The organism is Acinetobacter sp. WU_MDCI_Abxc222, from assembly GCF_025514755.1.
Classification (GTDB): domain Bacteria; phylum Pseudomonadota; class Gammaproteobacteria; order Pseudomonadales; family Moraxellaceae; genus Acinetobacter; species Acinetobacter geminorum.
On the sequence record NZ_JAHPVG010000003.1, the window covers coordinates 58,690 to 72,151 of the forward strand.

Here is a 13,462-nt window from a genome sequence, read left to right on the forward strand (position 1 = left end):
TTTTGAAATAACTAACTAATTTGCCTGAATTTTAGTGAATTAGTTAGTTTTCTTTATCTATCTATTTTTAGTCTGAGTTAAATCTGGTTCTTTTTACAATTTATTATTAAATTTTGATAGCATTCGCGTTATACACAATAAGAACTGTATATGAATTATGACTGATCAATTAAGAGCAAAATTTGAGAATTTAGAGCTTAACGCAGGTTTAGGGAAAATTAGCGCCTTTATTTCCATGTCACTCAGCTTACTTTGTCTGTTTGGTGCATTATGTTTTTTATTTCCCAGTGTATTAACCACTCCAGAACTCCGTCCTCTTTACGCAAAACACTATCACCTTTTTTATTATGGCCTGATCACAGGCATTGTTATTAGTGCTGGTTTCGGTGCTTTTAGTGCCATTATCCGTCAAAACAGATATGGGTTTTACGGGCTGTGTTTTTCACTTGTGGCAGCGGTTTTGGGTTGTGGTGTTATTGAGGCACCTGTTTTACCAAGTGTACCGTTTTATGCAGGTATCGATTATTTTGTACTAACTTTATTTATTTTAGCGTTCATTTTTATTCCACTTGAAGGCTTTTTTGCTAAGAATCCTGAACAAAAAATATTAAGAGTAGGATGGGTGACCGATATGAAATATTTCATGGTCAGTCATATTGGGATTCAATTATTCAGCTTTTTAACGGTTATGCCAATTCAATATTGGATTACACATTTGCCCGATAATCCAATTGTACCTTATGTACAAGCTCAGCCAATTTCGCTGCAATTTATTGAATTACTTATTGTGGTCGATTTTACGGTGTATTGGTTACATCGTGCCATGCATGAGGTTAATTTCTTATGGCGCTTTCATGCGATTCATCATTCGACTGAATATATGGATTGGTTAGCATCTTCTCGTTTGCATGTCATTGAAGTGCTCATGACCCGTTTTATTGCGACTTTACCGATTTTCCTGTTAGGTTTTCATACTTCAGCTGTTTTTGCTTATTTAATCTTTATTTCATTTCACGCTATTTTTATTCATTCCAATGTGCGTTTTCGTTTTCCATATTTGCGCTGGATTATCGCTACACCAGAATTCCACCATTGGCATCACTCTTCAGAAAAACCAGCCATTGATAAAAATTACGCTGCTTTTATTCCTCTATATGATGTCATCTTCAAAAGTGTATATATGCCAAATCATTTGGCAAGCGTGTATGGCACGGTAGGTTATAAAATTCCAAATAGTTTTATAAAACAATTTACATGGCCATTTAAAAAGTATGTAAAGCGGTTTTTAAAACCTTGGCGTGATCAATGAAATAAAAAATAGCCTCAATAGAGGCTGTTTTTTAATCCTTATTTACTTTTAAAGTTTTTAAAAATCAGAAGAAGGGCAACAAGCGATAGTAAGATAATAAAACAAATATAATTATTTGCTGTATGCATGAGTCCAACTTTTCCAACAAAATAGCCAGCTAAAATTGCAGGAATACTAAATGCCAAGTAACTTTCAACAAAAAATGCAGCCATAAGACCTGCACGTTCTTCTGGTAAAGCTAGAGGCATTACTGTGCGGATTGCGCCCATAAAAGCTGTACCAAAACCCACTCCCGTAATAATAGAACCGAGAAATAAAACTACTGCACTTGTAAGATTAATTGCTAAAAATAAAACAGTTGAACCAATAGCAATTGAAAGAGTACCTGTTAATAAAATACGGTAATTTGTCGACTTCCTAAGCGTTAATATACCGGCTGCACCTGAGAGTGCTAGCGCCATGAAGGTGATTCCGTTTAACCACGCTGAAGATGTCTCGAAAATTTTTGCCAGTAAAGAGGGCATAAGTGATAAGAAGAAACCACTGACCATCCAAAGAGCAATATTAATTGGACTAATACTCAATAAAGCGCTTTTTGTTTGTGGCGGAATAGCCATATTGGGTTTTAAAGAGGCAAGTGCACCCGATCTTTTCTGGGCTGTCTCTGGAGTAAAAAAACTTAAAATGAGTTCACAAATAAGAAGAAGACACAAGAATTCAAAAACAAGCTGTAATGGTTGGGCAGAGAATTGCAAAATAGAACAAGTTAGAAATATACCAACAGCCATGCCGACCATTGGTGCGATACTATTAATAAGCGAACCCTGAAGCTTACTAAAATCTAAAATTGCTGCGCCTATAGCCGAGACAGCAAGCCCTGTTGCAATTCCTTGTAAGCCCCGTGCAATAAATAACATCGAAACATCTGAAGCAAATAAGAAAAAGTTCATCGAAATAATTTGCAGAAAAATGGCTGCAATAATGACAGGACGGCGTCCAATATAGTCAGATAAAGAACCAATAATCAGTAATGAACCCAGCAGAGTAAAAGCATAAGTTGCAAAAATTAAAGTCAAAGTGACAGGTGAAAATTGCCAAAGCTGTTGGTATAGACGATAAAGTGGAGTCGGTGCACTAGACGCCGCCATAAAAGTCATGAGCGTGATTGTATTGAGTGTCAATGCACTTGCACTATCTAACTGAAAAACTGATCCAGACCGTTTTGAACTTGAATTGTTCATATAAGATGAATAACATAAAAGCGAATATTTAGCTTTTATACATTATTTTTACACTAAAGCAAATCCTTAGCTTTAGTGTATTTTGTATGTAGATATAAATATCTATAAATTTTTTGATCCCTTTACAGAGTTTATAAATGGCAAAAGTTGTTACTGGCTTACGTCCTGGTGGTCGTAGTGAAAGAATTCAAACTGCGGTGCATCAAGCGGTAAAAGAGCTTCAAAAAACCTTTGAACAGAGCCAAATTACTATACCGATGATTGCTCATGAGGCAGGAGTAACACCTTCAACAATTTACCGCCGTTGGGGGGATATTAATCAGCTATTTTCAGATGTAGCCCTAAATGAACTTAAACCTGATATGGAACCAAAAGATTTAGGTTCATTTCAGCGGGATATTACTGCATGGATTGAACAATATTTTGAGGAGTATTCTTCTGAAGTAGGGCAAACATTACTACGGGATGTACTATATACAACTGATTCTTCAAATGCTCGAAAATGTGAAACTCTAATTATGCAGCAACTCGATATTATTCAAGAAAGAGCTAAATCGCGTAATGAACCTACTATAAGTAATGAAGAAATTATCGAGACTGTTATTGCACCTATGCTATTTCGAATTTTATTCACTGATCGAGCTTTAAGCCTAGACTATGTTCATAGTTTATTAGCACAGTTATTTAAAGCACATTCTGATTTTATTTAATAGAAAACAGCATGTGAATCTAACTGTTTTTTAAAATAGTTAAAATCTTATGTTGATTATAAAATCATATATCAATTTTGCTTATTATTTTTAAATTAAATCCTCATAATTTATAATTTATATGTTTTTTATAAAATCATTTATTTAATAAATGATAGTGCTCTAAGGCATAATTAAGTATCTATAGCTGTTTTTGTGCCTAATTTTAATTAAAATATTTAACTTAAATAATAACTTATGGATAATTTTTGTTGGATCCTTAATTTAAAAAAGGGGAGAATGAACATGATATTTATATGATTTATTACATGATTATTGAATTTTACATTTTTTAAATTTATAACACAGCCTGTTTTTTATTCTTTACAATGGCTTTTCCTTGATAAGGCGGCTTGTGGTGCGCGCTTTATATTTTATTTTTTTATCCCCATCGAAAAGGTATTTAGATAATGGATTTCAATACCCTTGACCAAGAAACGGTACAGAAAAAGCAGAAGTTTCACCAAATTTTGTATGTACAGGTCATCTTTGCAATTATTTTGGGCATTTTAATTGGTCATTTTTACCCAGAACTTGGCGAAAGTTTAAAACCGCTTGGTGATGCATTCATCAAGATCGTTAAAATGATTATTGCTCCCGTCATCTTTTTAACTGTTGTTACAGGCATTGCCAGTATGACAAACATGAGTCGAGTTGGCCGTGTAACTGGTAAAGCTATGCTTTATTTTCTTACCTTCTCAAGCTTGGCGCTTGTGGTTGGTATGGTTGTGGCAAATATTATTCAACCGGGTAAAGGTCTCAATATTGACCCAGCTACTTTAGTCAACGATAAAGTCAATACTTACGTTGAAAAAGCGCATGCGACAAATATTACCGACTTTTTTATGAATATTATCCCGCAAACGTTAGTCAGCCCTCTTGCTGGTGGTGAGATTTTGCAGGTTCTATTTGTAGCGGTGTTATTCGGTATTTCGTTAGCTGCATTGGGCGACCGTGCACGTCCGATTACTGATTTCTTAAATAACTTAACAGCGCCTGTTTTCTACCTTGTTGGTATGTTAATGAAGCTTGCTCCAATTGGTGCTTTTGGTGCAATGGCTTTTACTATTGGTGCATATGGAATCGAATCGATTGGTAATTTATTACTGTTAATTATGACGTTCTATATTACGGCAGTGTTATTTGTCATAGTGATCTTAGGGGCGGTAGCTCGTTATAACGGCTTCTCAATTATTCACTTAATTCGCTATATCAAAGATGAACTTTGGTTAGTTTTAGGGACCAGTTCTTCTGAAGCAGCTTTACCATCTTTAATGGATAAAATGCAAAAAGCTGGTTGTGAAAAATCGGTGGTAGGTTTGGTTATTCCAACAGGTTATTCATTTAACCTTGATGGTACAAATATTTACATGACTATGGCGGCTTTGTTTATTGCACAAGCATGTAATGTAGACTTATCAATTACTGAGCAAATTGCGTTGCTTCTTGTTGCAATGGTAAGTTCAAAAGGTGCAGCAGGGGTGACAGGTGCAGGCTTTATTACTCTGGCTGCCACTTTATCGGTTGTACCCGCTGTTCCTGTAGCAGGTATGGCCTTAATTCTTGGTATTGACCGTTTTATGTCTGAATGTCGTGCATTAACAAATTTGGTTGGTAATGCTTGCGCAACAATTGTTGTAGCACGATGGGATAAAGCTTTAGATAAAGATCTTTTAGACAAAGCTTTAAAGAACCCTAAAGCAGAATAATCTTATAAAAAATCTGTAGCTGAGGGCAATTTGGGAGAGTAGCCCTGCTACAGATTTTTTGTTTAATATCTAACAATATATTTTAATTAAACCAATCTAAAGTTTTGCAATATTACTTATCTTTCAAAAAAGACAATACTGTAATTAAAATCGAGTCGTAAAAATTATGCTTTTAAGTGATCCTCAAACTCTTCACCTAATTGCATCGCTAATGAATTACCTGCTAAATCACAGGTCACTAAACCATATTCTTTTTTAAAACTAAAAGTAAAACCTTTTCCATCAGCAAGATTTTTAACTGAATACCCTAACTTTTCTAACCAAATACGAAACGCAATCAAATTTTTAGCTTTAACAACCTTTTTCACGTGAGAACTCCTTCTATCCGTGGCATTACATCTCATTTATTAATAGGGTTTTAATTAGATTTTTTAAAGGGGGAAAACTTTGTTTTATTTTGCAACTTGTAAAAAAAGTAAAATAGAGAAAGAAATATTTTTAATTTTATAAAAATATGAAGGTGTTATGTAACTAAAAAATAAGATTTTTTTTAGTTAAGGTGTTGTTTGTTTGAGCATTGTTTAGAAAATATGGAATGAATAATATTTTTTAAATAAGGACGAAATTAAAATAAAGTAAATGTAAAAAATAATTACGATCAACAACCCTATGCAAAAAAGATACAGTTTTTTAAATGAAACTGTATCTTTGTATAAGAAGCTTAATTTTAAAAATTATCTTTAAGTGACCGTAGATGAGCAAAGTCTTCAGCGCTTTCTGCACGAAGAAAAGGATTGGTTGCTAATTCGAGTTCAATGGTACTTGGTAGAGTGATTGATCCTTTATTACGTAGCTCACGGACTTCTTCAACTCGTTCAGATAAGGCGTGGTTATGTGGCTCTACCGTTAAGGCAAATTCGGCATTTGAAAGGGTGTATTCATGCGTACAATAAACTTTGGTTTGTGTTGGTAATGCTGCTAAACGACTAAGTGAGTGATACATTTGTTCAGCCGTACCTTCAAATAATCGACCACATCCCATTGCAAACAAAGTGTCACCGCAGAATACAGCTTCTAACTCTTCAATAAAATACACAATGTGCCCTAAGGTGTGACCTGGGGTCGCAATAATCTCTACTTTTAATTCATTAAACTTTAGATGGTCATTGTGCTGTAAGGGGTGAGTAATTCCCGGAATCTTTGTGAGCTCATCACGTGGACCATAGACATTAATATTTTGGGCAGCCGATAAATCCGCAACACCACCGATATGGTCTTTATGCCAATGAGTGAGCCAGATTTGTTTTAAAGTGAGTTGATGATTTTGACAAAATTGAGTCACAAGATCAGCTTCTGTTGGATCAACTGCAACAGCTTCTTGGGTTTCCGTGTCTTCTAAAATCCAGATATAGTTTTGGAGGGCATTTTGTACATCAATAAAATGAATTCTATAACGCATTGTTTTATCCTAAAACCAAATCCAAAGAGTAAGTAATCACTATTTTTGATAATAACAGAAAATGGTATTAATCCACTCACTCAACCTTTTTATGAGAATGACTTATATGAAACAAAAAAGCCCCCATTTCGGGAGCTTTTTATATAAATAATTTAACGGATCTTAGAGAGCCAGTTACCTAGCGTCTGTACAATCTGTACTAAGAGCAATAGGATAATCACTGTTAAAATCACAACGCTTGTATCAAAACGTTGGTAACCATAAGAAATCGCTAAATCACCAATACCACCTGCGCCAACTGCACCAGCCATTGCTGTTGCGCCAATTAGGCTAATTGTTGCTGTGGTCAAGTTTAAGATGAGCGAACTGCGTGCTTCTGGCAAAATAAAGCGATAGATAATTTGCCAAGGTGTAGCACCCATAGCCTGAGCAGATTCAATAATTCCTTCATTTACTTCAAGTAATGAAGTTTCAATCAGACGTCCCATATATGGACCAACGTAAATCGTTAAAGGAACGATCGCTGCCCAAGTACCAATTGAAGTGCCTACCAATAGCTTGGTAAGAGGAATAACTGCAATAAGTAAAATAATAAATGGGAGAGAGCGTAGCGCATTTACAATTGGATTGAGCAAATGGTAAATAAATTTATTTGGTAGAATGCCTTCTGGGCGAGTTACAAGCAGAATAACACCTTGGATGAAACCCCAAATACCACCAAATAAAAGCGCAAAAAACACCATATGAAATGTTTCTTGCAATGCTGTTACAAACTGATCTATTGAAAGGGAACTGTGCCAGAAAGGCTGAGTAAGTTCAGTTAACCACTGTACGATTAAATCTCTCATACTTGATCTCCTGATTGAACTACACTCACTTCATTTTTTTCTAAAAACTCGATAGCCTGTTTAATCAACTGAGGCTCACCTAAAAGTTGCACAAACATTTGACCAATGACAGTACCGTTAATTTCAGTCATGTTGGCGAATAAGATATTTAAACTAATATCAAATTGTTTAATCAGTGACTGAATTACAGGTTCTTGAGCAGAACGGCCCAAAAACTGTAAACAGTAGATGCTATGGTGATGCTGATTTTCGAGTTGATTTAAAATATTCACAGGCAACTGTTGATGTAACACAGTTTGAATAAAGTTTTTAGTCGTCGGATGTTGAGGATTACTAAAGATGTCAATCGTTGAGCCTTGCTCAATCACTTTACCAGCTTCCATCACAGCTACATGATCACAAACAGTTTCAATGACATCCATTTCATGGGTCACCATAACGATTGTGATTTTTTGCTCTTGATTGATTTTCTTGAGTAACTCTAAAACAGACTTGGTTGTTTGCGGGTCTAGGGCAGAGGTTGCTTCATCACACAAAAGAATTTTTGGATGATTTGCCAAAGCACGAGCAATACCGACACGTTGCTTTTGGCCGCCAGAAAGTTCATCAGGATAAGCATCTTTTTTATGCTTAAGATCAATGAACTCCAATAACTCAATTAAGCGCTTTTCACGTTCTGCTTTATTGTAATTCAGCAGACGCATTGGCATTTCGATATTTTGAGCAACCGTTTTGGTTTGTAGCAAATTGAAGTGCTGAAAAATCATACCAATATTTGCACGTTCCTGACGTAATGAACGCGCATCCAAAGCAGTGAAGTCCTTTTGATTAATGATAACCTGACCTTCATTTGGTCGTTCAAGTAAGTTAATCAGGCGGATTAAAGTACTTTTACCTGCACCACTATAGCCAATAATACCAAAAATACTCCCTTCAGGAATTTCCAAATTAATTTGGTCCAGAGCTCGTATGGTTTGGCCTTTAAGCTGATAGTGCTTTGAAATGTTTTTAAATTGAATCATGTCGTCAAAAACTATGCTGAAAAGAAAAAACAGGCAAAGAGTTTTTGCCTGTTTCGCGTTGCAGCTATTATATTACTATTTAGCTTCTGAGAGATAGCTGATTGGTTTGTCTACGTCAACTTTTGTTCCACCAAAGTGTTCTTCAACGTATTTTTTAACAGCTGCATTGTGGTAAAGCTTACCAACTTTTTGCAAGACAGGATCATTTTTACGTGATTCAGTAGTTGCTAGAACGTTTACACTAATTTTTGAGATTTGATCAATAGGTTCATAGAACATAGAATCTTTGAGTACGTTTAAACCTCCCTCGAGTGCTATGGTATTATTTAATACAACTGCATCAAATTCATTTTTAAGACGTAATGCAGTTTCCATTTTGATTGGTTTGATGTTGATCTTTTTGGGATTTTCGATAACATCAATTGGACTGCCCTGAATAGGATTAAAGTCAGCTTTAAGCTTGATTAAGCCAGCAGTTTGTAACAAGAGTAGCGCACGAGATTCGCTGGCAGCATCATCCGGGATTGAAATAATTGCACCTTCAGGAAGTTCTTCAATTTTTTTGTATTTACTTGAATAAATCCCCATTGGCTCAATATAAGTGGTAGAAACCGCTGCAATCTTATCGGGGTTTGAATTATTAAATGCAGTAAGATAAGAATAAGCTTGAAATGCGTTCAGATCTACTTCTTTATTTGCAATTGCAGTATTCATTGAAACGGAGTCTGAGAAGTTTTTTACTTCTAACTTCAGTCCAGCAGCTTGGGTTTCAGGTAAAGTTGCGATATAACGCCAAATGTCAGCATCCGAACCTGTAGAGGCAATTACTACCTTTTGTACTTTAGAGCTATCATTGTTTTGTTCGGCTTGTTGAGCATTTTCTTCTTTACTGCATGCTGTCAATAATACTACTGACATACTTAAAAAAAGACTGATCAGCTTTTTCATTTAAAAAAGTCCTGATTAAGATATAGAACAATAAGGATTGATCTATATCAATATGAAAAGAGAGGAGTTGGAATTACAACTAGTCTAAACTCTGTTATCTTTTTCTGGGGTTCCATAATTTGCTTGCATATTTTGGCTATAACAGAGGGTAATTGTTTAATAAACAAAAACTGTTTCCCCAAACAGTTCATCCCCAACAGTAGCCAAACGAGCATTCATAAATTTAGAATATTAAAAAACTCTCTACAGGCATAATTTGTAGAGCAAGTCTTTATGGAATTTATTAAAACAGCAGTGTCTGATGACAGTTACAACTTTGTGCTAATGATAGCAATAAAAATGTAGTTGATATAGAGGGCTTTTTTCTATTTGTAGATATCTTAATTAATCTTATAAAAAAATTTATATCATTTTCTTATAGTGTGGCAAAAAATAAAAAAGCTCCCTAAATAGGAAGCTTTTTTATTAACTTTTATTCAGCTTTTTCTCGTGCAATTGCTCGATAGCCAATGTCACTACGATATTGCATACCTGTAAAGGTTACTTGTCCGCATACTTCAAGTGCATTAATTTGTGCTTCAAGTACGCTGTCGCCTAGTGCGGTTACACAAAGAACTCGACCACCAGAAGTCACGATGTGACCATCTTCACGAGTTGCAGTGCCTGCATGGAAGATTTTAGTATCTTCTGGTGATTGTCCAATACCAGAAATTACATCGCCTTTACGTACACTATCAGGATAACCTTCGGCTGCAAGTACGATACCGATTGACTTACGTTCATCCCATTCAGCTTCTTTTGGTAAGTTGCCGGCAATACCAGCTTCTACCAATTCAACAAGAGATGACTTTAAGCGCATCATGATTGGTTGAGTTTCAGGATCACCAAAACGACAGTTGAACTCGATTACACGTGGTTGACCTTGTTCATCAATCATTAAGCCAGCATATAAGAAACCAGTGTAGACATGTCCGTCAGCAGCCATACCTTCAACAGTTGGACGCATGATTTCAGTCATAACACGTTCGAAAATTTCAGAAGTTACCACTGGAGCAGGAGAGTAAGCACCCATACCGCCAGTATTAGGGCCTTGGTCCCCTTCAAAAATACGCTTGTGATCTTGTGAAGTTGCCATTGGTAAAATGTTTTTACCATCAATCATACAAATGAAAGAAGCTTCTTCACCTGCGAGGAACTGTTCAATTACAACACGTGAACCAGCATCACCAAATTTGTTGCCTGCAAGCATGTCATCAATTGCAGCAAAAGCTTCTTCGTTGGTCATGGCAACGATTACACCTTTACCAGCAGCGAGACCATCTGCCTTAATTACAATTGGTGCACCATTTTTTTCAACATAAGCTTTAGCTGCATCAACTTCTGTAAATACTTCGTAAAAAGCAGTTGGAATGTTATGACGCTTTAAAAAATGTTTAGCGAATGCTTTTGAGCCTTCAAGCTGTGCAGCATATTGAGTCGGTCCCCAAATTTTTAGACCTGCTTCGCGAGCAGCATCTACCACACCATTCACTAAAGGTGCTTCTGGACCCACAATAATAAGTTCAACATTATTTTCTTTAGCAAAGGCGATAATTGCTGGGTTGTCTAAAATATCAAGCTGAACATTAACGCACTTGTCTTCAGTTGCAGTTCCCGCATTACCAGGTGCAACAAAAACTTTAGTAACTTTGGTATCTTGCGCGATTTTCCATGCTAAAGCATGTTCACGACCACCACTACCTAAAACTAAAATATTCATTTTTAATTTGTTCCTTAACTTTAATCCTTTTCATCCCCCTCTATCCATCAAGGTGGAGTTTAGCTCCATTATTGTGGAAAACCCTCCTGAATAAAAGGAGGGTTAGGGAGGACTAAATTTAAATTAGTGGCGGAAATGGCGCATACCAGTGAAGACCATTGCAATACCAGCTTCGTCTGCTGCTGCGATTACTTCTTCATCACGCATAGAACCACCTGGTTGAATAATGCATTTAATACCAGCTTTAGCCGCATTATCAATACCGTCACGGAACGGGAAGAATGCATCAGAAGCCATTACCGCACCTTCAACAACTAAACCAGCATGTTCAGCTTTAATTGCAGCAATACGAGCTGAGTTAACACGGCTCATTTGACCTGCACCTACACCAATAGTTTGGCGGTTTTTAGCATAAACAATTGCGTTTGATTTTACATATTTCGCAACTTTCCATGCGAAAATAAGGTCATCAATTTCTTGCTCAGTCGGCGCACGCTTAGTGACTACTTTAAGATCATCTTTAGTGATCATACCTAAATCTTGATCTTGAACAAGTAAGCCGCCATTAACACGTTTGTAGTCAAGTTGCGGTGCGCGTGCATCAATTGCAGGTAACTCGCCACATACTAAAACACGTACGTTTTTCTTAGCGCCAGTTACTTCAAGTACGCCATCAGCGATACTTGGAGCAATAATCACTTCAACGAATTGACGCTCTACAATTGCTTGAGCAGTTGCAACATCTAATTCACGGTTGAATGCAATGATACCGCCGAAAGCAGATTCAGGGTCAGTCGCATAAGCTAAATCATAAGCAGCTTTAATGCCGTCTAAAGAAACAGCAACACCACAAGGATTAGCATGTTTTACAATGACACAAGCAGGTTTTGCGAATGATTTAACACATTCAAGTGCTGCATCTGTATCTGCAATGTTGTTATAAGACAATTCTTTGCCTTGTAACTGTTTTGCAGTAGAAACTGATGCTTCTTTTGCATTTGCTTCAACATAGAAAGCAGCAGATTGATGTGGGTTTTCACCGTAACGTAAATCTTGTGCTTTGTTCAATTGAGTATTGAACGTACGAGGGAATAAGTCAGCTTCGCCTTCGGTCTTACCAACGCGAGCGCCTAAGTAAGAAGCGATCATGCCGTCGTATTGAGCTGTATGTTCAAATGCTTTAACAGCTAAATCAAAACGCGTTTCATAAGAAAGTGAACCAGCTGTTTTTAATTCATTGATTACAGTGTCGTAATCGGAAGCATTAACTACAATACCTACTGAAGCATGGTTTTTAGCAGCCGCACGAACCATTGTAGGACCACCGATGTCGATATTTTCGATTGCATCAGGAAGAGTACAGTCAGGTTTTGCAACAGTTGCAGCAAATGGATAAAGGTTTACAACAACAAGATCAATCGGATCAATGTTGTGTTCTTCCATAACTGCTTCGTCTAAACCACGACGAGCAAGAATACCGCCATGAATTTTTGGATGTAAAGTCTTAACACGGCCATCCATCATTTCAGGGAAGCCAGTATGTTCAGATACTTCAACAACCGCGATATTATTATCTTTAAGCAACTTATATGTGCCGCCTGTAGATAATAGTTCTACCCCTAAAGCTGCAAGGTTTTGAGCAAATTCGACAATTCCTGTCTTATCAGATACAGAAATCAAAGCACGTTTAATAGTCATGATGTTTAATTCAACAATTTCAAGTCTACGGATTAAAACCAATAAGCATAAAAAAATGCCCACGACGTCGTGAGCATTTTATCATTTATTCACTCATTAAACCGTGAGCTTTTAACTTTTTACGTAAAGTGCCACGGTTGAGTCCAAGAATTTCTGCAGCACGTGTTTGATTACCACGTGTATATTCAAGAACTACAGATAAAAGAGGTTTCTCCATTTCTGCTAGCACCATGTCATATACCTGAGATGGTTGCTCACCTTGCAATTGTGCAAAATAATGACGAACTGCGCGATCCACGTGGATGCGAAGAGCAACATCAGATTGTGCAGTAAAAATAGGAGATTTGCTATTCATGCGAGTTAATCCGAAAATCAAATACTAACTTGGGTAAAGTAGTATATAAATGTGGTCTAAAAATACGGAGTCCTGTTTTAGATCCTAAAACAGTGACTCTAAAACATAAGAACAATTAGCTTGCCATATTTCTTCGTATTGAATAAAAAATAAGCGTAACAATAATTAAATATTTGTTACAGCCCCCTCAAAAACAAAAAAAGTTAGGCTATGTGCTTAAAGTAGAAAAGCACACATGCTTAACAGTATTTTTTTTGGATTGAGAGCGAGGAGTATATGAGTCAAAGCTTTCGTGGCGCGTATAATACCATTGTCTAGGAAAAAGTGAGCAAATTAACTGCATTTTTTTTTGTTTTTTTTTCACT

The 13,462-nt window shown here is 36.3% G+C and carries 12 protein-coding genes; 3 read left to right on the forward strand and 9 right to left on the reverse strand.

The features are described 5' to 3' along the window. Window positions 1-157: 157 nt before the first annotated feature. Window positions 158-1,309 (forward strand): sterol desaturase family protein, encoded by a 1,152-nt coding sequence (locus KTJ10_RS06255; protein ID WP_262441602.1) that lies wholly within the window; start codon window positions 158-160, stop codon window positions 1,307-1,309. A 38-nt stretch (window positions 1,310-1,347) separates the two neighbouring features. Here KTJ10_RS06255 and KTJ10_RS06260 read toward each other — a convergent pair whose 3' ends face one another. Beyond that, window positions 1,348-2,550, reverse strand: coding sequence for an MFS transporter (locus KTJ10_RS06260; RefSeq protein WP_262441603.1), 1,203 nt, complete (start codon window positions 2,548-2,550; stop codon window positions 1,348-1,350). 137 nt (window positions 2,551-2,687) lie between these two features. Here KTJ10_RS06260 and KTJ10_RS06265 point away from each other — a divergent pair, with 137 nt between their 5' ends. Beyond that, window positions 2,688-3,260 carry a TetR/AcrR family transcriptional regulator gene (locus KTJ10_RS06265; protein ID WP_262441604.1) on the forward strand — a complete coding sequence of 191 codons (573 nt, stop codon included), beginning with the start codon at window positions 2,688-2,690 and terminating at the stop codon, window positions 3,258-3,260. 449 nt (window positions 3,261-3,709) lie between these two features. Beyond that, entirely contained in the window at window positions 3,710-5,008 is a 1,299-nt protein-coding gene (locus KTJ10_RS06270) for a dicarboxylate/amino acid:cation symporter (protein WP_086265895.1), read from the forward strand. A 164-nt stretch (window positions 5,009-5,172) separates the two neighbouring features. Here the strand turns inward: KTJ10_RS06270 and KTJ10_RS06275 are convergent, their stop codons facing one another. The 8 genes from KTJ10_RS06275 to fis form a co-directional block, all read right to left on the reverse strand. Then, window positions 5,173-5,376, reverse strand: coding sequence for a hypothetical protein (locus tag KTJ10_RS06275; RefSeq protein WP_002119766.1), 204 nt, complete (start codon window positions 5,374-5,376; stop codon window positions 5,173-5,175). Window positions 5,377-5,735: 359 nt separating this feature from the next. Continuing rightward, a complete protein-coding gene (gene gloB, locus KTJ10_RS06280) occupies window positions 5,736-6,467 on the reverse strand; it encodes a hydroxyacylglutathione hydrolase (RefSeq protein ID WP_151282935.1) in 732 nt (243 codons plus the stop codon). A 152-nt stretch (window positions 6,468-6,619) separates the two neighbouring features. Then, the gene (locus tag KTJ10_RS06285) at window positions 6,620-7,315 is read right to left on the reverse strand and encodes a methionine ABC transporter permease (RefSeq protein WP_086265897.1); all 696 of its coding nucleotides are present in this window, start codon (window positions 7,313-7,315) and stop codon (window positions 6,620-6,622) included. Next, window positions 7,312-8,337 (reverse strand): methionine ABC transporter ATP-binding protein, encoded by a 1,026-nt coding sequence (locus KTJ10_RS06290; protein WP_262441605.1) that lies wholly within the window; start codon window positions 8,335-8,337, stop codon window positions 7,312-7,314. The genes KTJ10_RS06285 and KTJ10_RS06290 overlap by 4 nt, the downstream gene beginning before the upstream one ends. Window positions 8,338-8,412: 75 nt before the next feature. Further along, the gene (locus tag KTJ10_RS06295) at window positions 8,413-9,285 is read right to left on the reverse strand and encodes a MetQ/NlpA family ABC transporter substrate-binding protein (protein WP_262441606.1); all 873 of its coding nucleotides are present in this window, start codon (window positions 9,283-9,285) and stop codon (window positions 8,413-8,415) included. A 472-nt stretch (window positions 9,286-9,757) separates the two neighbouring features. Further along, window positions 9,758-11,044 (reverse strand): phosphoribosylamine--glycine ligase, encoded by a 1,287-nt coding sequence (gene purD / locus KTJ10_RS06300; protein ID WP_262441607.1) that lies wholly within the window; start codon window positions 11,042-11,044, stop codon window positions 9,758-9,760. Window positions 11,045-11,167: 123 nt separating this feature from the next. Continuing rightward, window positions 11,168-12,742 (reverse strand): bifunctional phosphoribosylaminoimidazolecarboxamide formyltransferase/IMP cyclohydrolase, encoded by a 1,575-nt coding sequence (gene purH, locus KTJ10_RS06305; protein ID WP_025465553.1) that lies wholly within the window; start codon window positions 12,740-12,742, stop codon window positions 11,168-11,170. 85 nt (window positions 12,743-12,827) lie between these two features. Beyond that, entirely contained in the window at window positions 12,828-13,097 is a 270-nt protein-coding gene (gene fis / locus KTJ10_RS06310) for a DNA-binding transcriptional regulator Fis (RefSeq protein ID WP_001086304.1), read from the reverse strand. Between the last annotated feature and the right edge of the window lie 365 nt (window positions 13,098-13,462).